This is a genomic window from Stenotrophomonas sp. SAU14A_NAIMI4_5 (assembly GCF_003086795.1).
In the GTDB taxonomy this organism is placed as follows: domain Bacteria; phylum Pseudomonadota; class Gammaproteobacteria; order Xanthomonadales; family Xanthomonadaceae; genus Stenotrophomonas.
Genome location: NZ_CP026003.1, coordinates 4,172,571 through 4,196,858 on the forward strand (window position 1 = coordinate 4,172,571; position 24,288 = coordinate 4,196,858).

Sequence of the window (24,288 nt, forward strand, 5' to 3'; positions counted from 1 at the left end):
GATGAATCAACGGAAATTGTTGCGCAGGCCGTTCCAGCACTGCTGGTAATCGCCCTGGCGATGGCTGGCGGCCACGGCCTGCGCGCTCGGGCGGATCACTGCGCGGGTCTCGAACATGAAGGCCATCGTGTCCTTGATGACATCGGCCTTGGACAGGTCGGCATTGGACGCCTTGTCGAAGGTCGGCGCATCCGGGCCATGGCCGCTCATGCAGTTGTGCAGCGACGCGCCACCGGGCACGAAGCCCTCGGCCTTGGCGTCGTAGGCACCGTGCACCAGGCCCATGAACTCGCTGGCGATGTTGCGGTGGAACCACGGCGGGCGGAACGTGTTCTGCGCCACCAGCCAGCGCGGCGGGAAGATGGCGAAATCCATGTTGCTGGTGCCCGGCGTGTCGCTGGGCGAATGCAGCACCAGGAAGATCGACGGGTCCGGATGGTCGTAGCTGATCGAGCCGATCGTGTTGAAGCGGCGCAGGTCGTAGCGGTACGGCGCGTAGTTGCCGTGCCAGGCCACCACGTCCAGCGGCGAATGGTCGATGGGCGCGCGCCACAGGCGGCCCTCGAACTTGGCGATCAGTTCGAAATCACCGTCCACATCCTCGAATGCGGCGTGCGGGGTTTCGAAGTCGCGCGGGTTGGCCAGGCCGTTGGCACCGATCGGGCCCAGGTCCGGCAGCTTCAGCAGCGCGCCGTAGTTTTCGCAGATGTAGCCGCGGCTGGGGCCGTCGGGCAGCTCGACGCGGAAGCGCACGCCGCGCGGAATGACCGCGATCTGCTGCGGTTCGATCTCGATCACGCCCAGTTCGGTCAGCAGGCGCAGCGCGCCCAGCTGCGGCACGATCAGCAGTTCGCCGTCGGCGTTGTAGAAGTAGCGGCCGACCATGTCCCGGTTGGCGGCGTACAGATGGATGCCGACGCCGGCATGCGCATCGGGCGCGCCGTTGCCGCCCATGGTGTACAGGCCTTCGACGAAATCGGTCGGCAGTTCCGGCAGCGGCAGCGGGCTCCAGCGCAGCTGGTTCGGCGAGGCCGGCTGCGCGCCGAAATCACACTGCAGCTGCGACTGCGCGAACGGGGTGAATTCGCCGTGGGTCACCGCCGGGCGGATGCGGTACAGCCAGCTGCGGCGGTTGCTGCCGCGCGGCGCGGTGAACGCGGTGCCGGACAGCTGCTCGGCGTACAGGCCGTGGGCCACCTTCTGCGGTGAGTTCTGCCCGACCGGCAGCGCGCCGGCGACGGCCTCGGTGGCGAATTCGTTGCCGAAACCGGACTGGTAGCCGCGGGCGGTGAGGGTGGTGGACATGGTGGCTCCTGGAACGCGATGCCGGAACGGAAAGCAGCCGAGCATGGCTCGGCTCTACTGGTGAGCAGCCGCCGGGCGTGGCCCGGCGCTGCCGATGAACGTTACAGCACGCCGCGGCGGATCTGGTCGCGCTCGATGCTTTCGAACAGCGCGGTGAAGTTGCCTTCGCCGAAGCCTTCGTTGCCCTTGCGCTGGATGATCTCGAAGAAGATCGGGCCGATGCAGTTCTGGGTGAAGATCTGCAGCAGCTTGCGCTGGTGGGTTTCCGGATCGGCGTCGATCAGGATCTTGTTCTTCGCCAGGCGCGCCACGTCTTCACCGTGGTTCGGCACGCGCTGGTCGATCACATCGAAGTAGGTTTCCGGCGTGTCGAGGAAATCCACGCCCTGCGCGCGCATGGCTTCGACGGTCTCGTAGATGTTGTCGGTGAAGCAGGCGATGTGCTGGATGCCCTCGCCCTTGTACGCGTCCAGGTACTCGTTGATCTGGCTCTTCGGGTCGGACGATTCGTTCAGCGGGATGCGCACGATGCCGTCCGGCGCGGTCATCGCCTTGGACACCAGGCCGGTCTTCAGGCCCTTGATGTCGAAGTAGCGGATCTCGCGGAAGTTGAACAGGCGCTCGTAGTAATCCGACCACTGCTGCATGTTGCCGAAGTACAGGTTGTGGGTCAGGTGGTCGATGAAGGTCAGGCCGAAGCCGAACGGACGCAGGTCGGCGCCGTCGATCACCTCGTAGTCGCCATCGAAGACGCTGCCGGCGCTGCCGTAGCGGTCCACCAGGTACAGCATGCAATCGCCGATGCCCTTGATGACCGGGGCGTTGACCGCCTTGCTGTCCGGCTTGAAGGCGATGGCTTCGGCGCCGTTGCCCAGGGCGGTCTGGTAGACCTCCTGGCCCGGCTTCTTGAAGCGGATGGCGAAGCCGCAGGCGCACGGACCGTGCTTTTCGGCGAAGTCGGCGGCGAAGGAATCGGGGTCTTCGTTGACGAGGAAGTTGACGTCGCCCTGGCGATAGACGGTAATCGGACGCTGCTTGTGCTTGAGCACCGCGCTGAAGCCCATCTTGCGGAAGTACTCGTGCAGCTCCCGGCCACGGCCGGCCGGGGCGGCAAATTCGACGAACTCGAAGCCGTCGATGCCCATCGGGTTTTCGAAGGTGGTGACCTGCATGCCGGGGTTCGGGTGCGAGGCGGTCGGGACTGCGGTATTCATGGCGTGGCTCCGAATCGGTACCGCATCGGTACAAACCAGGTGCGGGCTAGGGTGGACCCGGCGAGAATGCAGGGTCCGGACATACCACTTATAGTTACACTTGAAACCACCAGCAAGGTGCACCGCAGCATGAGCCCAGCCGACCCCGCCTCCACCCGCGTGCGTGCCTCGCACGTCCTGCTCGACCTGGAACAGTTCCTGCCGTATCGGCTGAGCGTGCTGTCCAACCGCGTGAGCGGCAACATCGCCAAACTTTATGGCGACCGTTACGGCCTGGCCATTCCCGAGTGGCGGGTGATCACCATCCTGGCGCTGTATCCGGGGTCGTCGGCCAGTGAGGTCTCCGACCGCACGGCGATGGACAAGGTGGCGGTCAGCCGGGCGGTGGCACGGCTGCTGGAGCGCGGTTTCATCAAGCGTGAGACGCACGGCGACGACCGCCGGCGCTCGGTGCTGGCGCTGTCGGCGGCGGGTTTCGAGGTGTACGAGACGATCGCGCCGCTGGTGATCGAGATCACCCGCAAGCTGATGTCGGTGCTGAGCGAGGAAGAGGAGCAGGTGCTGGAGAAGCTGATCCTGCGGCTGGCGGGTGATGGCCTGGAGCGGATGGGCGAAGGCGTCTGAGGGGAAGGTTTCCGGGGCCCTGCCCCGGCCCCCGGTACCCGGTCGCGTCGATCGTGCTCGACTAGGGCAACGTCCAGAGCAACAGCTGGCTTTCCGTGGGATGGCGGGGCGGTGTGGCCTTGCAGGACACGCCGTGACCCCCCCTCCGGGGTCCGGCCCAGCCGCTGGCGGCTGTGCGTTCGGGCGCTTGCGAAGCAATGCTTCGCAAGCAAAGCGCCCTCACCCCTGGGGGCTCGATGGCGCCATCCATGGCGCCAACGGTCCTGCAAGCCCACACCGCCCCACCTCTGACAGATTCCGTGCGCTGTCGGTGGGTGCCGACCGTTGGTCGGCACATCTGTCAGATAGCGAAATTAATTGTGGGTCAGAACCCGTGCCGACCAACGGTCGGCACCCACCCTAGCCGGACGCCGCTCTGGTAGATCCACGCCATGCGTGGATGACGTTGGCTGCCATCCCCGACGTGTCGCCGGCAACCCTGCGCGCATGCGTCGGGCCATCTTTGATGACATTGGGTGCACGCGGCTTGGCATTCGCCGACGAACGGCACTCATCCCGGACGCGTCACGGCCTGTCGGCTTTGCCGCCTGATGTTTCGGGATCGGCCCGGTAGCGTCGTCTTGGACAGGTCGGGCCTATCCAACGGCTTCAATCGAGTGATTTTGCCTATTGGACGACCGGCCCCACCGGGGCGAGGTTGGGCGCGCAGCGGAGCACCGCTGCCGGGGTTGAAAGCCCGTTGACCCAGGCTCAGGAATCCCACCATGTCCCGATCCGCCCGCCGCAAGGTTCCGGCGCCCGCCCCTGTCTCCATCGATCATGAGGCCGACCTGCAGCGCATCGATGAGGCGCTGGCGACGGTGGAATCCTTCGCCGACGTCTGGTTCGAGCACCATCGCCTGAAGCCCTGCCCGCCCGGGTTCCTGCTGTCGCTGAACCGGCTGCGCGATTTCACCAGCTTCGCCAAGGCCTATGCGACCGCGTTGCGGGTGGTGCGGGAGTAGATCCACGCCATGCGTGGATGGCTGCGATGCCTTTACCCGCAATGGGGTCAGAGCCCTTTCCTGCGGAAAGGGATCCGACCCCGCGGCTCAGCTCAGGTGCTTGCGCCGCGCATGGATCCACGGCACGGCCAGCGCGGCGATGGCACCGCCGGCGAAGCCCAGCGAGGCCGCGACCGTCGCCGCTTCGATCGCACCCGGCAGCGCCAGCGCGGCGGCCACCAGCAGCAGTGACGGCAGGCCGACAAAGGTGCCGAGGAAGAAGGTCCAGCGCGGCGACCAGGTGTTGAGCTGCAGCAGGCTGACCGGCTGCCAGGTTTCGGCCGCGGCGTCTTCGGCGATCTTCGCCACGACCTTGCCGAGGTCCACTTCCGGCACCAGCTTGCCCGGGCGGGCGGCGGCAATGGCTTCGGCCACCGCTTCCACCGGCGGGAAGCTGGCCGGCCAGGCGGCAGGCGCGGCCACGCCATAGGCGGTCAGCAGCGGCACGCTCAGCCACGGCGCCACCAGCGGGCGCACCTTGCGCCGGCCATACACGCACCAGATCTGCGCCTGGCCATGCGCAGTCACGCTGTACAGGGCAAGCTCGCCCGGCGGCGGGTAGCCCAGCATGGTCACCCGCGCGGCCAGGCTGTCCTGGTCCATCGCGCGCAGGAAGCCGGGGCGGCTGCGCCCTTCCTGCATGAACGCGAGACCCAGCGCACCGACCAGCCAGGCTTCGGCCACGTCCTTGCTGCCGGCCGTGGCTCGCTCATCCGCAGCCAGGTACCAGGCCAGCGATTTGGGTTCGGCCACGTCCTGCAGGCCCCAGCGGCTGTCATCACCCAGCACGTGGCGCACCGGCAGGCGGGCCGGCGCGGTCTCGCCACGCTCGCCGGTCTGCAGGAAGGGCAGCACGCCCTGCACGAAGCTGGAAAGGTCGATCGCGCGCAGGCCATTTGCGGGCCACTCCGGCGGCAGCAGGCCAGCCAGCTGGCCTTCGGCGGCCAAGCGATCCAGGCGGGCCTTCTGTTCAACCAGCTTCTGCACCGCGCCTTTCAGCACGACGTTGTCCGGCAGGGCGATCTGCGGCAGGCGGTGGCGCGGCGGTGCCAGCTCCACACCGTCCTCGCCGGTGCCTGCATCATCCAGCAGGGCATCCTGCGGCGGCAGGCTCACCCCCTCGGGGGCGGCGTCGCTGGCCGCGTCGGGCTGGCGTTGGGCGTGGTCGCTGTGCATGGGCGCTCCGGTAGGGGCAGCCGACGATCCTGTCGACTGATGTCCTTGCCGTTAGCGGCCGTGGGGTGGGTTTCTGTAGTCGTCGAGCGACCCGGGCAGTCGAGCGGCGCGGCAGTCGAGCATGGCTCGACTCTACAAACGGCGGGTCAGCGCTGCGGCGCCCACTTCTTCAGGAAGGCCATGAACTTGCTGCGGTTGTAGCCCTTGCCTTCGCTCTTGGCTTTTTCCAGCTCGCCGGTGAACTGCGACTGCAGCAGGGTGCCATCCGAATCGAGCACGAACAGGTGCGGGTAACCCTTCACCTGCGGGTACTGCGAGAGGAACGCCGCGTTCTCGTTCTCTTCGCTGTAGTTGACCTTCATCCACACATAGTTGGCATCGCGGAAGCGGCGGATTTCAGCATCGCCTTCCACGAACTGGTCCATCAGGTGGCACCAGGGGCACCACTCGCCGCCCACGTCCAGGATGATGTGCTTGTTGCCGCGCTGCGCTTCGACCTTGGCCGTTTCCAGATCGGCGGCCGGGTCACGCGCCGGGTCGAAGCTGGCATTGAGGCCGGCGATGGCGGCGATGTCGGCCGCGGCCGGGGTGTTGCCCGAGGCCACCGGCGCGCTGGGGTCAGCGGCCGGTGGCTCGGTGGGACGGGTATCGAGCGGTTGCGTCGGTTCGGCAGGCGCCGGCGGCGGTTGCTGGGAACAGGCGCTGATCAGCGCCGCACACACCACTGCCACCACTGCACTGCCAAACGTTGTACGCATGCCTACTACCCTCTGTGTTTACTTGACGCCGTGCATCAGCTTGTTGATCAGCGGGGCGATCAGGAACAGCACCACGCCGGAGCCGATCAGGGCCCAGAACCCGAAGGTATACCCCTTCAGCGCCGATTCGATCGTCATGCCGCCTTCACCGGACACCGCGCCGGCGAAGATGCCCGACAGGTTGTTGCCGATGCCGGTGGACAGGAACCAGCCACCCATGCCGAAGCCGACCAGGCGCACCGGGGCCAGCTTGGTCACCATCGACAGGCCGATCGGCGACAGGCACAGCTCACCCACCGACTGGATGACGTAGACCATGAACAGGGTCCAGAACGGAATCTTGCCGTCCACGACCATCTGCGACAGGGCGAACATCAGCAGGGCGAAGGCGGCGCCGTTGAACAGCAGGCCCAGGCCGAACTTGCGCGGGATGGACGGATTGGCGCTGCCCATCTTGACCCAGATCCAGGCAATGATCGGCGCCAGGGCGATGATCGCCACCGAGTTGACCGACTGGAACCATGCGGTCGGGAAGGTCCATTCGCCCATCTGGCGGTTGACGATGTTCTCGGCCAGGAAGGTGAAGGAGCTGCCGGCCTGTTCGAAGAACATCCAGAACATGACGTTGAAGGCGAAGATGATCAGCATGGCGATCACGCGGTCGCGCTGCACCTTGCCCTCGCGGATGCCTTCCACCAGCAGCAGGATGGCCAGGGCGGTGAACATCGCGCCCAGGATCCAGGCCAGCGCGGCGGCGCCGGTGGCCAGCAGGAAGTACGACACCGGAATGGCGACGACCGCACCGACCAGCACCTTGATGATCGGGCCGATGCCTTCGGCACCCACCGGCGGTGCACCAATGCCCTTCAGGCCGGCGCGACCGATGTAGAACCACACCAGCGAGATCAGCATGCCCACGCCCGAGGCGATGAACACGACCTTGTAGGACGGCATCGCATCGGTACCGAAGACCTTGCGGGCCAGGTACTCGGTCAGCACGGGGGCGATCATCGCGCCGATGTTGATGCCCATGTAGAAGATGGTGAAGCCCGAGTCGCGGCGCTCATCCTTCAGGCCGTACAGCTTGCCGACCATGGTGGAGATGTTCGGCTTGAACAGACCGTTGCCGACGATGATCGTGGCCAGGCCGAGCTTGAAGATGTGCTCCTGCGGCAGCGAGATCATGAACAGGCCGGCGGCCATGATGATCGCGCCGGTCAGGATCGATCGCTGGTAACCCAGCACCCGGTCGGCCACGTAGCCACCGAAGATCGCCGCGGCGTACACCAGGGCCAGGTAGGCACCGTAGATGCGGCTGGCGTCGCCTTCACCGGCAGCGCTGCCGTTGTAGAACTGGGCGACGATGTACAGCACCAAGGCCCAGCGGATGCCGTAGAACGCAAAGCGCTCCCAGAACTCGGTCATGAACAGCATCCACAGCGGGCGCGGGTGGCCCATCGTGGTCTTGAAGTCCGGCAGCGCCGGCTCTGGGGTGTTCGCAGTGGCGTTTAGGCTCATGCGGATTTCCTGGTTCGGTGGATGGACGGCACATCCGATGTGCGCTGGAGCAACGCGCGAGGATCACCGACTTCTGGCGTTCACGTCAAATACACGCCGTTTGAGGCAGGTCACGGCCTGCTCGCTGAACTTGCATCTGAAACGATCCAGCCCGTCGTCGGCGGCCTTGCTGAATGGGGCTCAGGCCAGGTCGGCCGGCGGCGCGACCTGCAGGCTGGTGCGCACCTGGAACAGCTCGGGGAAGAAGGTCAGCTCCAGTGCCTGTCGCAGGAAGCCCACCCCGGACGATCCGCCGGTACCGCGCTTGAAGCCGATCACCCGCATCACGGTGCGCATGTGGCGGAAGCGCCACAGCTGGAAGGCGGTTTCCAGGTCCACCAGGTCCTCGCACAGCGAGTACTCGCGCCAGTAGCGGTCGGTGTCCTGGTAGATGCGGGCGAACACCGGCTGCAGGCTGTCATCGGACACGTGCGGCTGGGTCCAGTCGCGGTCGCGGTAGAGGTCGGGGATATCGTGGCCGAAGCGCGCCAGGTACTTCAGGAATTCCTCGTACAGGCTCGGCGCTTCCAGCACGGTGCGCAGCTGCGTCTGGCCGTCCACGTCGTGCTCGAACACCTGCAGCATCTGCGCGTTCTTGTTGCCCAGCAGGAACTCGATGTAGCGGTACTGCAGCGACTGGAAGCCCGAAGACGGGCCCAGCACGTCGCGGAAGCCCATGTACTCGGACGGGGTCAGCGTTTCCAGCACCGACCACTGCTCGGTCAGCTGGCGCAGCACCTGCTTGCTGCGCGCCAGCACCTTGCGGCACTGCCAGACTTCGTCGCGCTGCAGGAAGCCGATCGCCGCACGCAGCTCGTGGCCCAGCAGCTTCAGCCACAGCTCCGAGGTCTGGTGCTGGATGATGAAGAGCATCTCGTCGTGGTGCGGCGGGTTGGACAGCGGCTGCTGCGCGGCCAGCAGCTGGTCCAGGCGCAGGTAGCCGCTGTAGGTCAGGCGCCCCTGCAGGTCGGTGTGGATGCCGGCTTCGAGATCGCGTTGGTTGTTGTCGACGGACATGGGCGGGACCAGATCAGGGGCGGCAAGGGTAGCGCGTTGCCTGCCGTGCGGGCAGCCGGACGACCGTACCGGGGCGTGCGGTGGGCCTGTGGAACCGCCGTTGCGCGTGGAACCGTTTGCGGCGTTGCGCCGGCAGTCAGCCAAAGGCGTATTCTGATGCTTTGCAGCAACGACTGAATACGTTGTTGTTATTGGCCCCCGAGCCGTCGCCAGGGGTACAAAGGGGAATCCCCGTGTTGCGCCGCAGGAAGGCTATTTCGTACGCAATCCTTAACATGGCGATTCATATCATTTGTAACTTCTCTGTCGAAGGTGCAGTACGCAATGACGGTTGCCGCTGAGTTCAAGATCGAATACCTGCAGTACCTGGACGCGGACGGCAAGCTCGTCCGTGACGACCTGCCCGCATCCCTGAAGGATCCGGCCGTCCTGGTGCCGCTGTTCAAGCAGATGCTGTACGTACGCACGTTCGACAGCAAATCCATCGCGCTGCAGCGCACCGGCAAGCTCGGCACCTACGCCGCCTGCCTGGGCCACGAAGCCGCACACGTCGGCATCGGCGCAGCGATGAAGGCCGGCGACGTGTTCGCGCCCAGCTACCGCGAATACGGTGCCATGTTCATGCGTGGCGTGCGCCCGTACGACGTGCTGATGTACTGGGGCGGCGACGAGCGCGGCAACGACTACACCGGCAACGCGGTGAAGGACTTCCCGTTCTGCGTGCCGATCTCCACCCAGTGCCTGCACGCTGCCGGCGCTGCGCTGAAGTTCAAGCTCAACAACGAACCGCAGATCGCGGTGGCGGTGTGCGGCGATGGCGGCAGCTCGAAGACCGACTTCTATGCCGCGCTCAACTCGGCCGGTGCCTACAAGCTCCCGCTGATCCTGTGCATCGTCAACAACGGCTGGGCGATCTCGGTGCCGCGTTCGGCCCAGACTGGTGCCGAAACCCTGGCCCAGAAGGGCCTGGCCGGCGGCCTGCACTGCCTGCAGGTGGACGGCAACGACCTGATCGCCGTGCTGGCCGCGATGGAACAGGCCCGCGAACGCGGTCTGGCCGGCGAAGGCGGCACCGTGCTGGAACTGCTGACCTACCGCCTGTCCGACCACACCACCGCCGATGACGCGCGCCGTTACCGCGACGACGCCGAGGTGAAGGACGCCTGGACCCGTGAGCCGATGCTGCGCCTGCGCAAGTACCTCATCGCCAACGGCGTGTGGAGCGACGACGAAGAAAAGACCTGGGTCGAGCAGTGCGCGGCCAAGGTGGACGAGGAAGTGAACCAGTACCTCAACACCCCGGTGCAGCCGGTCGAGGCGATGTTCGACTACCTGTATGCCGATCCGCCGGCGGACCTGCTGGCCCAGCGCGCGGCCGCCATTGCCCTGGAGCAGCGCCATGGATGACATCAAGACGGGCGCATCCGCTTCCCAGGCCAATGCCGCCGACAGCGCCGCTGTCGCCGGTGGAGATATCGCAATGACCGCTACCCCCATCACCCTGATCGAAGCCATCACCCAGGCCCTGGCCTGGGAGCTGGAACACGACCCGTCGGTGCTGGTGCTGGGCGAGGACGTGGGCGTCAACGGCGGCGTGTTCCGCGCCACCGCCGGCCTGCAGCAGCGCTTCGGTTCGCAGCGCATCCTCGACACCCCGCTGGATGAAACCACCATTGCCGGCCTCACCGTCGGCCTGGCCGCGCAGGGCATGAAGCCGGTGGCCGAAGCCCAGTTCGACGGCTTCGTCTACCCGATGGTCGACCACATCATCTGCCACGCCGCGCGCCTGCGTACCCGTACCCGTGGCCGCCTGCACTGCCCGATGGTGCTGCGCGTGCCGTGGGGTGGTGGCATCCGCGCGCCGGAACACCACAGCGAAGCCAACGAATCGATCTTCACCAACGTGCCGGGCCTGCGCGTGGTGCTGCCGTCCAGCCCGCAGCGTGCCTACGGCCTGCTGCTGGCCGCCATGCGTGATCCCGACCCGGTGATCTACATGGAGCCCAAGCGCATCTACCGCCAGTACAAGGAAGTGGTCGTCAACGACGGCGAAGCCTTGCCGCTGGACGTGTGCTTCGTGCTGCGCGACGGCACCGACGTGACCCTGGTGGCCTGGGGCGCACAGGTGAAGGAAGCGCTGGAAGCGGCCGACAAGCTGGCCGGCGAAGGCATCAGTGCCGAAGTCATCGACGTGGCCACGCTGCGTCCGCTGGACTTCGCCACCATCGCCGAATCGGTGGCCAAGACCGGCCGCTGCGTGGTCGTGCAGGAAGCCCCGAAGACCGCGGGTTTCGGTGCCGAGATCGCCGCGCGCCTGGCCGAAGAATCCCTGTACGACCTGCTGGCCCCGGTCGAGCGCGTTACCGGCTACGACACCCACATTCCGCTGTTCCGCCTGGAAATGAAGTACCTGCCCAGCGTGGACCGGATCGTGACCGCGGCCAAGCGCGCGGTGGCGGCAGGCTGACATGCGGGCACGGCTCCTTGGGGCTTACCGCAGCCAGTATTCCAATCCACTCCGGTTCCGCACCGGCCAGATCGTCGAAGTCGGTGTACGTGACGAGGAATGGCCGGCGTTTGCCTGGGTACGCACCAACGATGGGCGCGCTGGATGGGCGCCCGTCGCCTGGCTGCAGCTGCTGGACGATGGTCGCGCCGAAGCCCTGCGCGACTACGACGCCCGCGAGCTGGATGTGGAAAACGGCGAGATGGTGAAGCTGCATCACGAACATGGTGGGTGGTGGTGGTCCGAGCGCGCGAATGGCGCGACGGGCTGGCTGCCGGCCCGCGAACTGGAACTGCTGGAAGAGAACTGCACATGAGCCAGACCAAGAATTTCAACCTGCCCGACCTGGGTGAAGGCCTGCCGGACGCGACCATCGTCGAGTGGTTCGTCAAGGAAGGCGACGTGATCAAGCTGGACGCGCCGCTGGTGTCGATGGAGACCGCCAAGGCCGTGGTGGAAGTGCCCTCGCCGGTGTCCGGCACGGTACTGAAGCTGTCCGGCGCCGCCGGCGACATCATCCCGACCGGTGCCGTGCTGGCCACCTTCGAGGTCGACCCGAACCTGCCGCAGCGCGCCGATGGCCAGGACACCGGCCACAGCCACGGGCACGCCCCGGCGGCCCCGGCCGCACCGAACCCGCCGCCGCTGCCGGCCGCTGCCGCCCCGGTGGCTGCCGCCGCCGAAGAGAAGGCCGAGCGCGATGACGCCGGTACCGTGGTCGGCGCGATGCAGAGCTCCAATGCCGTGCACACCGAACAGGCGCTGGCCGTCGGTGGCGTCAAGGCCGTGCCGGCCGTGCGTGCCACCGCGCGCAAGCTGGGCGTGGACCTGGCCCGCGTGCGTGCCACCGGCGCCGATGGCGCGGTGACCATGGCCGACGTCAAGCAGGCTGCGGCCGACGGCAGCGCCAAGGTCGGCGCTGCGCCGGCCCCGGTGGCTGCCGCTGCTGCTGCCTATGCCGCGCCGGCCCCGGCCCACGTGGCCGCCCCGGTGCAGAGCGAAGCCCGCACCCCGCTGTCCGCCGCCGGCAAGCCGATGCGCACCCAGCCGCCGGGCGTGGTCGCCAAGGGCCAGCCGGAACCGCTGAAGGGCGTGCGCCGCAACATGGCACGCGTGATGGCCGACGCGCACAGCAAGGTCGTGCCGACCACGCTGAACGACGACGCCGACATCCACGCCTGGCTGCCGGGCAACGACGTCACCGCCCGCCTGGTGCGTGCGATCGTGGTTGCCGCGCAGAAGGTGCCGGCGATGAACGCCTGGTTCGACGGTGAAGCGCTGACCCGCACCCTGCACGCGCAGGTGGACATCGGCATCGCCGTGGACACCGACGACGGCCTGTTCGTGCCGGCGTTGCGCAATGCCGACATGCTTGATGCCCGTGGCATCCGCGAAGGCGTCAACCGCCTGCGTGAGCAGGTGGAAGCGCGTTCCATCGCCGCCTCGGAACTGAGCGGCTACACCATCTCGCTGTCCAACTTCGGCATGTTCGCCGGCCGCTACGCGACCCCGGTGGTGGTGCCGCCGTGCGTGGCCATCATCGGTGCCGGCCGTGCCCGCCACCAGATGACCCCGGTGATGGGCGGCGTGGAAGCGCACAAGGTCATCCCGCTGTCGGTGACCTTCGATCACCGCGCTGCCACCGGCGGTGAAGCGGCCCGCTTCCTGCGCGCGATGATGGATGATCTGGCGCTGGCCAGCTGATCCACCGCCCAGGCCGGTAAACGCAAAAGGCTGCGATCTTCCGGGATCGCAGCCTTTTCTTCATCCGCGTGCCGGCTTCAGTGGCGCGCCTTGGCACGCCGGTAGGGCTTGTCGCCGCCACCGCGTGGGGTACCGGCTTCAGGGTTGATGCACACGCGGCCATCGCAGATCACCGCATCCGAAGCGTAGTACGCCTGCAGCACCGGCAACGCGTCGTCGTAGCGCTGCAGCGCTTCCTTGCTGCTTGCCAGTTCGCCGCGGTAATAGCCCAGCACCGCCCAGCCGACGATCAGCACCAGCACCAGCAGGCCACCGGCGGCGATGCTCCACATCCACAGCGTGGCGCCGGTGCGCCGCAGGACCGTGGCAGCGGCGGCAAGATCGCGCCCGTACTGTGCGGTAACGGGTGCCACGGCGTCCTTCGCATCCGATGCGATGCGTGCACTGGCACCGCCCACGATGGCTTCAACCTTGCGGTTGAGTGCTTCCATGTCCGCCTGCAGCGATTGCACGCACTGGTCAAAGGTGGCCTGCATGCGCGTCTCGCGCTGCTCGAACCTGGACAGCATGGCGGCCTGCAGCCGCAGAGAGTTCTGAAGCGCCGCCAGCACGGCGGCGGGGTCCTGTTCGCCCACGCTGTCTGCTCCCCCCGGTGCGCCGTTCAGGCGTCCATGCTGCGTGCGTGCGGCTGCTGCGCCGGCTGCTGGCGCTGTGCGGCGTCCGCGTTCTGGGCCTGCACCTGCGCCTGCTCATGGGCCGCCTGGTCCTGCTGTGCCAATGCGGCCACTTCAGGCGACTGTGCGATGTTCGCGGTGGCACGATTGAAGGCGGCATCGTCGCCGGCATACAAGGCACTGGCCATGCGGTCCAGCTCCGCATCCCCGGTGGAGAAGCCGGCATTGCCGCCCTGCCGTGGTGCCTCGCCGTCATTGGCGCTGATGCGCAACGGGCCCGAACCGGAATGCGACTTCGCGTCCGGGTCCAGCGGCACCGTCTTCTCGCCATCGCGCGGCGGCTGGATCCTGCGGTCGTCGCCGTCATACCACTGCTTGCCATCGAACCAGTAGCCGCTGCGGTGCGAGCCAAGGCCGACATCCTGGTGCAGGTTCTCGCCGAAGTCCGGCGCGTCCACGGTCTTGCCGTCCTTGTCCTTGGGCAGCGATGGCGTGATGTCGGCCGCCTTCATCAACGTGCTGGTGACGCCGTTGCTGTTGTTGTAGAGCGGCGAATACTCCATCTGCGCATCGTTGATCTGCTGCCCGGCCGCCTTGGCCGCAGCGAGCTTCTTTTCCAGTTCCTGGTCGCTGCCCTGCCAGACCACCTGGCGTTCGTGGGTCTCGCCGGGGAACGGCCAGTCGGGTGAGCGCTGCTCGCCCACCATCACCTTGCCTTCGGCATTGCGCTGCAGTGCCGGATCATCCAGCCGCGCCTGGTCCAGCGGCACCCGGGCATGGCTGCCATCGGCCTGGCGCTGGCTGACGAACTGCTGCGGCGGTTCATACGGCGCTGCATCCACCTGGATATGGCCGTAGTTGTCCGAGCCCAGCAAGGTACTGCCGGCCAGGTTGGACAGCGCATTGCCTTCGGGCTGCGTATCGGGGCCGCCGCGAACCACCTGCTGGCTGCCATCGGAATGTTCGAACAGCAGGTAGGTATGCCGCCGCCCGGCCGCAACCGGGCTGGCCCCTACGATGATCTTCGCGTTGCCGTCCGGCATGGCTCAATCTCCCAGATGGGCGGGCGTACGGGACACATCGAGGTGCTGCACGCGCACGCCGTCTTCCGATTCCAGCGTCACGATCCACTGCACCGGCGTGGGCGGCGCGGTAACCCGCTGGTCTGCCGGCGGCGGCGGTGGCGTCTGCAGGCTGCAGTAGAAAGCGGCCTTGATGGTGGGCGCCTGCGGCTGCGAGGGCTGGCAGTCAAAGCCCTTCGCGCGCAGGTGCTGCACCGCCTCGGCCAGTACGCTGCCGGGGCCTGCCCACTGGCCGAGCTGGGCCTTGCCCGCGGCCGTGGACTGCTGTTCGTGGAAACGGGACGCTTGCTGTCCGGTGTCATTCATGGCGGAACATCCTGTCGCAGATGTCAGAAGGAACAGGGAAACCAGAAGCGGGGCGACAGCGGACCGTGCCGCCCCGGGGACACGTATCCCGCCTCTGCCCCGGGCGCGCCCGGGACGGGGAATGGTGGTAGCCACGCTGGAGTTACCCCGCTGCAGTGTCGATGGGCAGAAACTAGCATGGAACCTTCGGCGAAAAGGTGAGGGAACCGCAGGAAAAATCCCAGAAATCTGTAGGAAAATCCCTCAACGTGACGTACGTACAGAAACCGGGTGCGGTTCCCCAGCCCTTCTGCTCAGTCGCGCGCCACCAGGCCCTCTGCACGGCTGTAGACGCGCAGGCGGTGGCCATCGGGATCGACGCCGGTGAAGGTATGGCCGAATTCCAAGGTGACCGGCGCCTGGGTGATCTGTACCCCCAGTGCGCACCACGCATCATGCAGGTGCTGCACTTCAGCGGGGTTGGCCACCACCATCGCCAGCTCGGCGGCGCCGGCCTCGGCGGTGACCGGCGGCAGCACGCCATCGCGCTGCCACAGGCCCAGGGCCGCGCCATCGCCGAGCAGGAACAGGGCGAAGCCGGGCGACTGCTCGACCGGCGGCGTGCCAAGGATGCCGCTGTAGAACGTGGCACTGGCCGCGACATCGCGCACGTACTGCAGCAGGGTGCTGGGCTTGAACATGGTGGACCTCCGTTGTTGGGAGCGCCCATGGTGGTGCGGGCCTGCTGACAGATCCTGTCAGCAGCGTTGACGGCGCTGGCCTGCGCTTCTGCCCTGGTAGAGTCGACTGTCAGTCGACTGCTCCTGCGTGAAAATCCCGCGCTTCGCGCGATAGTCGACTAGCAGTCGACTCTACCCCCGGCGTTTCGTACGCCGCCGGCTCCGGGCAGCGCGCTCTTGCAGCTCACGCCCGGTCCAGCCAATCCGGGGCGATGCCCTGCGCTTTCTGCCAGCGGCGCAGCAAGGTGCCGCGCGGCACGCGGTAGCGATCTTCCAGCGTGCGCACCTGGCGGATGCGATCCAGGCGGAAATGGCGGAAATCCTCGCGGCCCTCGCACCATGCCGCCAGCACCACCACCTCATCGAAGTAGCCCAGCGCGAACGGCCAGACCACGCGCTCGGTGCGCTGCCCCTGCGCATCCTCATAGGCAAACTGCAGCCGCTGCTGCACGCCCACGGCTTCGCGCACCGCCTGCAGCCGCGCCGCCGGCACCGTCGCTCCAGCCTTCGAGGGACCGATGCGCAGGCCGCTGTCGCGCAGCGCTTCACGGCGTGCGGCGGGCAGTACATGGGCGATGCGTGCCAGGGCATCGCGAGCAGCATCAGCCAGTGCCGGCTCGGTGCGCGCAGCCACCCAACGCAGCCCAAGCACCAGCGCATCGATCTCGGCCGGCGGAAGGGTCATCGGTGGCAGCACGTCGCCGGGTATCAACTGGTAACCCACGCCGGCCTCGCCGCGCAGGTCGGCCCCCTGCGCGCGCAGGGTCTCGATGTCGCGGTACAGCGTGCGCAGGCTGATGCCCAGCGCCTCGGCCAGGGCCTGCCCGGCCACCGGCCGGCGGTGCCGGCGCAGCAGCTGCAGCAGCTGGGTCAGGCGCAGCGCCCGCGACATCAGCCGGCCAGCGCGCTGGACGCCACCACGTGCTCGCCCGGCGGCGGTGCCAGTGCGGCATCCACCAGCGCCCTGGCAATGCGGCTGGCCGGATTGATCCGCCAGGCTCGCGGCAGCACCGGCCCGAGCACGCCCAGCACCTGCAGGGCGAAGTGCTCGCTGCGACGCACCTGCTGCCGCTGGCCCCCGATCAGGCCCGGCCGCACCAGGGTGAGCGAGGCGAAGCCCAGTGCGCGCAGGTCGCGCTCCAGCTCGCCCTTCACCCGGTTGTAGAAGAGGGCCGAGCCCGCGTTGGCACCGGCTGCGGAGTTCAACACGAAGGCGCGCGCGCCCTCAGTCCGGGCCAGGCGGGCGAAGGCCAGCGGGTAATCGTGGTCGATGCGGTAGAAGGCTTCGCGGCTGCCGGCCTGGGCCATGGTGCTGCCCAGCGCGCAGATCACCGTATCCACCTGGGCCCAGTCCGGTGCGTCCGGCAGGGCGTCGAACTGCAGCACCGGGGCATGCAGTTTCGGATGGCTCAGGCCCAGCGGACGCCGGGTCGGAGCCACCACCGCGCGGCACAGCGGGTCATCCAGCAGCATCGGCAGGGCCAGGCCGCCGACCAGGCCGGTCGCCCCCAGCAACATCACGCGCATACCCACCTCCCCTACGGCATCCTGTCGACCATCGTAGCCGTTCAAGCCGTCGGCGGCCGCGCCGATATGCTGTCACCAGTCCCTGCCAGCCCCAGGATTTTTTGCCATGACGGACCAGTCCGACCACCGCCCTGCCCCCGGTACCGCCCTGGGACCGCCGGCGCACGTGCGTGCGGTGTCCGACGATGGCCGCGGCGACCGGGTGGTCCTGCAGGGCGGCACGGCCGTGGCGCTGCAGCAGCTGTTCGCCGGTGCCGATGCGCCCGAGCCGCTGCTGGCCGCCTTCGCCAATGGCATGGCCACCCTGCCCGGCGAGCTGGGCGACATGGGTGACCGCCTGCAGTCGGCCCAGGCCAGCGCCGACTGGCCGCGCTACGGCCGGGCCATGCGGCAGCTGATCGACAAATACATCCGCACCATCGAGCAGCACTCGCCCGATGGCCAGCCCGACAGCCTGCGCCTGTCCGAGCAGCTGCGCCTGCTGCTGGGTGGTGCGGTGGTGTCGCTGCTGCTGCACGACCCGGACCTGCGCGAACAGGCCCAGGCGCTGGCCGGCAAGCTGCGGCAATGGCAGCCCGGTGCACCGCTGGAGCCCATCGAACAGGGCGTGCGCGAGCTGGGCCACCAGGTGGGCGTGCGTGCGGAAAGCTGGCAGGAACAGCAGGCGCTGCTGCTGGAACTGTTCGCCCTGCTGCTGGAGAACGTCAGCGAGCTGCTGGATGACCGCAGCTGGCTGCAGGGCCAGATCGCCGCGGTACGCCAGCTGCTGGCCGGCCCGCTGGAAGCGGAATCGGTCGAGCGCACGCGCGCCGAGCTGCGCGAGGTGATCTACAAGCAGGGGCTGCTGCGCCAGGGCATCGACGATTCCAAGGCGGCGATGCGCGGCCTGATGGGTGAGTTCATCGAACGCATGGACGGCATGGCCGCCAGCACCGGGGAATACCACGACCGCATCGGCACCTATGCCCTGCAGCTGCGCGAGGCACGCAGCATCGCCGACCTCAACCAGCTGCTGCAGGAAGTGATGCATGACACCGGCAAGGTGCAGCAGCAGGCCGCACAGGCGCGCGACCACCTGGCCAGTGCGCGGCAGGAAGTGGAACGCGCCGAGCGGCGCATCAGCGAACTGGAACAGGAACTGCGCGAGGCCGGCGACCTGGCCCGCATCGATCCGCTGACCCAGGCCCTCAATCGCCGTGGCCTGGACGAGATGCTGCAGCGGGAAATGGCCCGCGCGGCGCGCAACAACACGCCGTTGGGCCTGGCGGTGATCGACCTGGATGACTTCCACCAGACCAACGATGCCCACGGCCACGCCGGTGGCGATGCGCTGCTGCAGCACCTGGTGTCGACCTGCCGGCTGCTGCTGCGCGCCACCGATGGCGTCGCCCGCCTCGGCGGTGATGAGTTCGTACTGGTACTGCCGGAAACCCCGGGCGCCGACAGCATGGCCACGGTGCAGCGCCTGCAGCGCTCACTGGCCCATCGCGTGCTGACCGTGCAGGACAAGCGCGTGCCGGTGCACTTCAGTGCCGGCCTGGCGCAGTGGCAGCCCGGCGATGATGCCGAGGCACTGCTGCGGCGCGCCGATGAGGCGCTGTACGTGGCCAAGCGACAGGGCAAGAACCGGGTGCAGGCGGGGTAATCCGCCCTGGTGGGTATGGCCCGGCGGCGGCGGTTGGTGGGTGCCGACCGTTGGTCGGCACGCCCTTCGCGCGGCGGCCGTTGTTACTTCCCGCGCAGCTTCTGGATGCCGGTCACCGCGGCCAGCACGATCGCACCGGCAACGATGCCGACCACCATGTTCGCTGCGGCACTGATCAGCCAGCCCCACTGCCCTTCGCCACCGAAGCCCTGCACGGCGTGGTGCAGCGGCGGCACGTTGTGCACGAGGATGCCGCCACCGACCAGGAACATGGCGATGGTGCCGGCCACCGACAGGAACTTCATCAGCCACGGCGCGGACACGACCAGGCCACGACCGAACGCGGCCACCGCACCGCCCTTGCGCGACAGGTACAGGCCCACGTCATCCAGCTTCACGATGCCGGCCACCAGCCCGTAGACGAACACCGTCATCGCCAAGGCCACCACGGCCAGCGTCACGAGCTGCTGGGTGAAGGCCGCGGTGGCGACCACGCCCAGGGTCAGCACGATGATCTCGGCCGAGAGGATGAAGTCGGTGCGGATGGCACCCTTCACCTTGTCCTTTTCCCACGCCACCATGTCCACCTGCGCATCGGCCAGCGCCTTGCGCCGCTCGGCCTGGTGCTCGGCGTCCTCATCGGCCGAATGCAGGAAGCGGTGCGCCAGCTTCTCCACGCCTTCAAAGCACAGGAAGGCGCCGCCGATCATCATCAGCGGCACGATCAGCGGCACGTTCCAGCCGCGGCTGTGCAGCCAGGCTTCCAGCGCGCTGATCGCCAGCGCCGCGGGCACCAGAATCACCTTGTTCACCAGCGAACCCTTGGCCACCGCCCACACCACCGGCAGTTCGCGGTTGGCGTTGACGCCGGTCACCTGCTGCGCGTTCAGCGCCAAGTCGTCGCCCAGGACGCCGGCGGTTTTCTTCGCGGCGACCTTGGTGAGGATCGAGACGTCGTCGAGCAGGGTGGCGATATCGTCGAGCAGGGCAAACAGGCTGGCACCGGCCATGGTGGATCCAAAGAGGGGATGGGCGGATTCTGACTGATCCGGTGCCTGCTGCGGAAGCGGGTTCACTGCGTGCCTACCGCGCAGCAGGGACACTGGCAGCGTCCCCCCTTCTGCCGGGCCCGTCCGCCGGGCATGGTCCGGCGCTACCAGAGCAGCGCACCGCCCCGAGGAGTTCCGCTTGAGCAATCCGTCCACCGCCACGGCCAATCCCACACTGGTCAAGGGCATGAACCGGCGCAGCCAGATCCTGCGCCTGCTGATGCGCTACCGCCATTCGGGCGTTTTTTCCGGGATGAACCTGGAAGCCTCCGGCCCCCACTCCGATATCCCGGCCGACGGGAACCCTGACCAGTTCGTCAGCGACCTGGAGGCACTGGGGCCGACGTTCGTCAAGCTGGGGCAGATGCTTTCCACGCGCCCGGACATGATCCCGGCCGAGTTCGCCACGGCCTTGGAACGCATGCAGGAGAATGTGGCGCCCATCCCGGTCGAGCGCATCCACGCCGTCATCGAGCAGGAGCTGGGCGCCGGGGTCAACAAGCTGTTTGCTTCGTTCGACCCAGAGCCGCTTGGCTGCGCCTCGATCGCCCAGGTTCACCGCGCGGTCCTGCACGACGGCCGACTGGTGGCGGTAAAGGTGCAGAAGCCGGAGGTCGCCGCGCAGCTGCGTTCGGACCTTGATGCGCTGCGCAGCTTCGCCCTGGCCGCCGACCATCTCACCCAGGTTGGCCGCCGGGTACGCCTGCGCGACTGGCTCAATGAGTTCGGCAAGACGCTGATGCAGGAGCTGGACTACCGCACCGAGGCGGAGAATCTGGCCCGCTTCGGCCGCCACCTCTCGCCCTTCAAGCGGCTGTGGGTGCCTCAGCCGCTGTGGGATTACTGCGGCCAGCGCGTATTGACGATGGAACTGGTCAACGGCGTGCGCGTCGATGCAATCCCCGCCGTGCGCCGTACCGAGCAACCGATGGACCCCCTGGCTGCCGCGCTGATCAGGGGCTATCTGGACCAGATCTTCGTGCATGGCGAGATCCATGCCGATCCGCATCCCGGCAACCTGCGGGTGACGCCCGATGGCCGGCTGGCGATCTTCGACCTGGGCATGGTCGCGCACATGCCGCCGCGCCTGCGCGAGCGCATGCTGAAGATCCTGTTTGCGGCCGTGGATGGACGGGGCGAGGAGGTGGCCGACGACCTGATCAGCATCAGCACGCGCCTGGAGTCCTTTGACGAGGAGCGCTACCTGCGTGAGACCGGGCAGCTGATCGCCCGCTATGCGGCCAGCAGCAGCTTCACCGAGGGCAAGGTGGTGCTGGACATGGTGCGCATCGCCACCGCCTGCGGTCTGCGCACACCGCCGGAATTGAGTCTGCTGGGCAAGGCGCTGCTGAACCTTGAGAGCGTGTGCCTGCTGCTGGCACCGGAACTGGACACCCGCCGCATCGTCGAACGACAGCTGCAGCACGTGATGCGGGCACGCCTGAAGAAGTCACTCTCAATGCCCAACCTGGCCAGCGAGGCGATGGAGCTGCAGCAGCTGCTGCGCGATGGGCCGCGCAAGCTGACCGACATCATGGCGCTGCTGGCCGAGAACCGCCTGCAGATGAAGGTGACCGGTCTGGAAGAATCGCGGCTGATGGAAAATCTGCAGAAGATCGCCAACCGCGTGGCGGCCGGCATCATCAGCGCGGCGCTGATCATGGCTGCCTCGCTGATGATGAAGCTGGAGACCGGCTGGCACATCTTCGGCTATCCGGCCATCGCGCTGTTCCTGATGCTGATCGGCGTCGTGCTCGGACTGGGCATCGTGACCAGCGCATTGCTGTTCGATCGGCGTGCACGTGCGCGTGAGGAACGCGGGCATCGTTGAAGAAGCGGGAAATCGCGCCGCTTTTTAATGAAATCGCGTAGCGGCTTTCACGCTGGTTTTACTTGAAACGCGCGATTTCACCTCATGTAACAAACAAACATTTCAGTCAGGTTCGTGCATGCACTATCGGGTCATCAGCCTGTCATGCACGTGTGCTTGAGGCAGCGCTGGTCGGATGGACACGCGTCGGTACGACGTCCATCACCACCTCCCGTCACTGCCGAAGCCGCTTATGCTCTGGATCCTGCTGCTGTCGCTGTTGTTGTTGGCCTGGTTGTTCCTCGCCTCCGATAAGTGGGTGTGGTGGAAGGCGAGCACGTTCTCGCTGCTGCTGCTCCTGCTCAGCACGTGGTGGTTGATCGACAAGCTGTCCGGCGATGGCCTGAATGCCGCAACGCTCTACCACCTGGGCGCCGACATGGAAGGCGCCGGCATCGCGGACTTCAAGGGCTATATCGCCGGCTACATCGCGCTCGTCCTGGTGTCGCTGCTGCCGCTGTTTGCCACGCGGGTGAAGCGCTGGCGCCGCCCGGGTCGCGGTGGCGCATGGTTCGCCGGCTTCGCGGTGGTGTGGATCACCACGATCATGATCAGCCCGCTGGCACGTGATGGCCAGCGCCTGTACCAGCAGCTGCGCCCGGTCGATTTCGCCCGCATCGCTCCCGAATACCAGGTGCCGACGCAGCCGCTGCAGCGCCCGCGCAACATCGTCTGGATCTACGGCGAAAGCCTGGAACGCACCTATCTGGACGAAAACGTGTTCCCGGGCCTGATGCCCAACATCAACCGTCTCGCCAGCCAGTCGCTGGACGTGCGCGGGCTGGCCTCGGCCGAAGGCAGCGGCTGGACCATCGCCGGCCTGGTGTCGTCGATGTGCGGCGTGCCGCTGACCACCTCGCAGGGCGATGAAAACAGCATGGACCGCATGGGCAGCTTCCTGCCCAAGGCCGTGTGCCTGGGCGACTACCTGAAGCAGCAGGGCTACACAAACCATTACCTGGGCGGCGCCAGCGGCCGCTTCGCCGGCAAGGGCCAGTTCCTGGCCAGCCACGGTTTCGATGAAGTGCACGACCTGGAATGGTTCAAGCAGCAGAAGAAGATCGGCCGCGTGCATTACTCGCCGTGGGGCGTGCACGACGACGTGCTGCTGGACACCGCCTACCAGCGCTTCGAACAGCTCTCGCGCAAGGGCGAGCCGTTCATGCTGACCACGCTGACCATGGACACCCACCACCCCGCTGGCCATCTGCCGGTGGCGTGCAAGGGCCAGCGTTATGAAAGCAAGTACGGCAACATCAACATGCTCAACGCGCTGAAGTGCAGCGACCGGCTGATCTCGCAGCTGGTGCAGCGCATCCAGGCCAGCCCTTATGGCAAGGACACGCTGATCGTGATCGCCTCGGATCACCTGGCGATGCCCAACGACCTCACCGACATCCTGACCCAGCAGAAGCGCGAGAACCTGCTGCTGTTCCTCGGCGATGGCATTGCCCCGCAGCAGCTGAAGGCCGACGCCGGCACCACGCTGGATTCGGGTGCGACCCTGCTCAGCCTGCTGGACCCGCAGCTGAAGACGATGGGCTTCGGTCGCTCGCTGATCGATACCCAGCGCGCGCCCAGCGCGAGTGTGGCGACCCAGCGCGATGGTGGCCGCGATTATCCGCAGTACCTGGCCTTCGCCCGCTCGCTCTGGTTGGGCGAGCCGACCCGCGAACTGAAGATCGATGGCGATGACCAGGTGGTGGTCGGCCTGCAGCACGTGCAGCCGCCGGTGCTGCTGGAGTACGACAAGGACTGGAGCCTGAAATCGGTGTATCTGGAAAACACCTCGCGCCAGTTCGACGATGCCGACCCGGACAACACACTCGCCTATGTGGATCGCTGCACGGCGTTCGAGGATGGCTCGGCCGACGGCGACTGGTGCGCGCTGCTGGTGAACCGCGACAACGGCATCAAGTTGTTCCGCGATGACGACCTGCGTGGCGGCATCGCGGTGGATGCACCGCTGGAGTCGTTCCAGGGCCCGCGCCCGAGCGTGCGCCAGGCGCACATGATCACCCAGAAGGGCCGCCGCACCCGTGCCGGCCAGTACATGCTGGAACTGGTGGCGAGCCAGCGCCCGGACCGCGGTTTCTGGATCGAGGCAGTGTCGTCGCAGCGCAAGGTGGTGCTGGCCCAGCAGTGGGTGCAGCCGGATGCGGACGGCAAGATCAACGTCTCGTTCGGGTTGGACCACGAGGTGGATGATCTGGAGATCCGGGCGTGGTTGAACCATGCCGAGAAGCTGGCGGTGGATACGTTTGCGCTGGTGCCGTCGCGCGCACGCCCGCGGGGGTAAGGGTTTTTCCTTTGCAGGGCTTGCAGCCCTGCACCTGCAGAAGCCGAAGCAAGATCAAGAGCGGCATTCCGTGGGATGGCGGGGCACTGTGGGTTTGCGGGGACGCCGTAAACCCATCCATGAAGTGACCCCCTGGAGTTGGACACCTGATCCAACCCAGAGGGTTATATGAATAGATATGAGGTTCGTTTCAAATTGCAGGTGGCCAAAGAG

Annotated in this window: 22 protein-coding genes; 9 read left to right on the plus strand and 13 right to left on the minus strand. The window is 67.2% G+C overall.

Going from position 1 to position 24,288, the window contains the following annotated elements; translation table 11 throughout:
• Nucleotides 1-6 precede the first annotated feature (6 nt).
• Together hmgA and hppD are read right to left on the minus strand one after the other, a co-directional pair.
• On the minus strand, nt 7-1,305 hold the full coding sequence (hmgA, locus tag C1925_RS19075) for a homogentisate 1,2-dioxygenase (RefSeq protein ID WP_108770262.1): 1,299 nt from the start codon (nt 1,303-1,305) through the stop codon (nt 7-9).
• Between the two features lie 101 nt (nt 1,306-1,406).
• Nucleotides 1,407-2,519 (minus strand): 4-hydroxyphenylpyruvate dioxygenase, encoded by a 1,113-nt coding sequence (hppD, locus tag C1925_RS19080; RefSeq protein WP_174213521.1) that lies wholly within the window; start codon nt 2,517-2,519, stop codon nt 1,407-1,409.
• Between the two features lie 129 nt (nt 2,520-2,648).
• On the opposite strand from hppD, the gene C1925_RS19085 reads away from it, so the two are divergent.
• Nucleotides 2,649-3,143: a MarR family winged helix-turn-helix transcriptional regulator gene (locus C1925_RS19085; protein WP_079223924.1), complete on the plus strand. Its 495-nt coding sequence runs from the start codon at nt 2,649-2,651 to the stop codon at nt 3,141-3,143.
• Between the two features lie 764 nt (nt 3,144-3,907).
• Nucleotides 3,908-4,147: a hypothetical protein gene (locus tag C1925_RS19090; protein ID WP_108770263.1), complete on the plus strand. Its 240-nt coding sequence runs from the start codon at nt 3,908-3,910 to the stop codon at nt 4,145-4,147.
• Between the two features lie 87 nt (nt 4,148-4,234).
• Here C1925_RS19090 and C1925_RS19095 read toward each other — a convergent pair whose 3' ends face one another.
• From C1925_RS19095 to C1925_RS19110, 4 genes are all read right to left on the minus strand, one after another.
• Nucleotides 4,235-5,362, minus strand: a complete 1,128-nt coding sequence (locus tag C1925_RS19095; protein ID WP_108770264.1) for a hypothetical protein — start codon at nt 5,360-5,362, stop codon at nt 4,235-4,237.
• 146 nt (nt 5,363-5,508) lie between these two features.
• A complete protein-coding gene (locus C1925_RS19100) occupies nt 5,509-6,120 on the minus strand; it encodes a thioredoxin family protein (RefSeq protein ID WP_108770265.1) in 612 nt (203 codons plus the stop codon).
• A gap of 18 nt (nt 6,121-6,138) precedes the next feature.
• Nucleotides 6,139-7,638, minus strand: coding sequence for an oligopeptide:H+ symporter (locus C1925_RS19105; RefSeq protein ID WP_108770266.1), 1,500 nt, complete (start codon nt 7,636-7,638; stop codon nt 6,139-6,141).
• Nucleotides 7,639-7,818: 180 nt separating this feature from the next.
• Nucleotides 7,819-8,694, minus strand: coding sequence for a tryptophan 2,3-dioxygenase family protein (locus tag C1925_RS19110; RefSeq protein ID WP_108770267.1), 876 nt, complete (start codon nt 8,692-8,694; stop codon nt 7,819-7,821).
• A 324-nt stretch (nt 8,695-9,018) separates the two neighbouring features.
• Between C1925_RS19110 and pdhA the strand changes: the two genes are divergently transcribed.
• The 4 genes from pdhA to C1925_RS19130 are packed head-to-tail and all read left to right on the plus strand — an operon-like array spanning nt 9,019 to nt 12,904.
• A complete protein-coding gene (gene pdhA / locus C1925_RS19115; RefSeq protein ID WP_108770268.1) occupies nt 9,019-10,101 on the plus strand; it encodes a pyruvate dehydrogenase (acetyl-transferring) E1 component subunit alpha in 1,083 nt (360 codons plus the stop codon).
• Entirely contained in the window at nt 10,094-11,161 is a 1,068-nt protein-coding gene (locus tag C1925_RS19120; RefSeq protein ID WP_079223931.1) for an alpha-ketoacid dehydrogenase subunit beta, read from the plus strand. The genes pdhA and C1925_RS19120 overlap by 8 nt, the downstream gene beginning before the upstream one ends.
• A gap of 1 nt (nt 11,162) precedes the next feature.
• Nucleotides 11,163-11,516, plus strand: coding sequence for an SH3 domain-containing protein (locus C1925_RS19125; RefSeq protein WP_079223933.1), 354 nt, complete (start codon nt 11,163-11,165; stop codon nt 11,514-11,516).
• Nucleotides 11,513-12,904 carry a dihydrolipoamide acetyltransferase family protein gene (locus tag C1925_RS19130; protein WP_108770269.1) on the plus strand — a complete coding sequence of 464 codons (1,392 nt, stop codon included), beginning with the start codon at nt 11,513-11,515 and terminating at the stop codon, nt 12,902-12,904. Before C1925_RS19125 ends, C1925_RS19130 begins: the two co-directional genes overlap by 4 nt.
• 77 nt (nt 12,905-12,981) lie before the next feature.
• Here C1925_RS19130 and C1925_RS19135 read toward each other — a convergent pair whose 3' ends face one another.
• From C1925_RS19135 to C1925_RS19160, 6 genes are all read right to left on the minus strand, one after another.
• Nucleotides 12,982-13,473, minus strand: a complete 492-nt coding sequence (locus C1925_RS19135; RefSeq protein WP_234456072.1) for a hypothetical protein — start codon at nt 13,471-13,473, stop codon at nt 12,982-12,984.
• Nucleotides 13,474-13,565: 92 nt separating this feature from the next.
• Nucleotides 13,566-14,621: a hypothetical protein gene (locus C1925_RS19140; protein ID WP_108770271.1), complete on the minus strand. Its 1,056-nt coding sequence runs from the start codon at nt 14,619-14,621 to the stop codon at nt 13,566-13,568.
• Between the two features lie 3 nt (nt 14,622-14,624).
• Complete coding sequence (locus C1925_RS19145) at nt 14,625-14,966, minus strand: hypothetical protein (protein WP_108770272.1); 342 nt, start codon at nt 14,964-14,966, stop codon at nt 14,625-14,627.
• 293 nt (nt 14,967-15,259) lie between these two features.
• Nucleotides 15,260-15,646: a VOC family protein gene (locus tag C1925_RS19150; RefSeq protein WP_108770273.1), complete on the minus strand. Its 387-nt coding sequence runs from the start codon at nt 15,644-15,646 to the stop codon at nt 15,260-15,262.
• Between the two features lie 223 nt (nt 15,647-15,869).
• Nucleotides 15,870-16,577: a YafY family protein gene (locus C1925_RS19155; protein ID WP_108770274.1), complete on the minus strand. Its 708-nt coding sequence runs from the start codon at nt 16,575-16,577 to the stop codon at nt 15,870-15,872.
• The gene (locus C1925_RS19160) at nt 16,577-17,212 is read right to left on the minus strand and encodes an NAD-dependent dehydratase (RefSeq protein WP_108770275.1); all 636 of its coding nucleotides are present in this window, start codon (nt 17,210-17,212) and stop codon (nt 16,577-16,579) included. The genes C1925_RS19155 and C1925_RS19160 overlap by 1 nt, the downstream gene beginning before the upstream one ends.
• 106 nt (nt 17,213-17,318) lie before the next feature.
• Here C1925_RS19160 and C1925_RS19165 point away from each other — a divergent pair, with 106 nt between their 5' ends.
• Complete coding sequence (locus C1925_RS19165; RefSeq protein ID WP_108770276.1) at nt 17,319-18,857, plus strand: GGDEF domain-containing protein; 1,539 nt, start codon at nt 17,319-17,321, stop codon at nt 18,855-18,857.
• An 83-nt stretch (nt 18,858-18,940) separates the two neighbouring features.
• Here the strand turns inward: C1925_RS19165 and C1925_RS19170 are convergent, their stop codons facing one another.
• Nucleotides 18,941-19,867: a DUF808 domain-containing protein gene (locus C1925_RS19170; protein ID WP_108770277.1), complete on the minus strand. Its 927-nt coding sequence runs from the start codon at nt 19,865-19,867 to the stop codon at nt 18,941-18,943.
• Between the two features lie 226 nt (nt 19,868-20,093).
• On the opposite strand from C1925_RS19170, the gene C1925_RS19175 reads away from it, so the two are divergent.
• A complete protein-coding gene (locus C1925_RS19175) occupies nt 20,094-21,737 on the plus strand; it encodes an AarF/UbiB family protein (protein ID WP_254051446.1) in 1,644 nt (547 codons plus the stop codon).
• Nucleotides 21,738-21,969: 232 nt separating this feature from the next.
• On the plus strand, nt 21,970-24,075 hold the full coding sequence (locus C1925_RS19180) for a phosphoglycerol transferase I (RefSeq protein ID WP_108770279.1): 2,106 nt from the start codon (nt 21,970-21,972) through the stop codon (nt 24,073-24,075).
• Nucleotides 24,076-24,288: the final 213 nt, after the last annotated feature.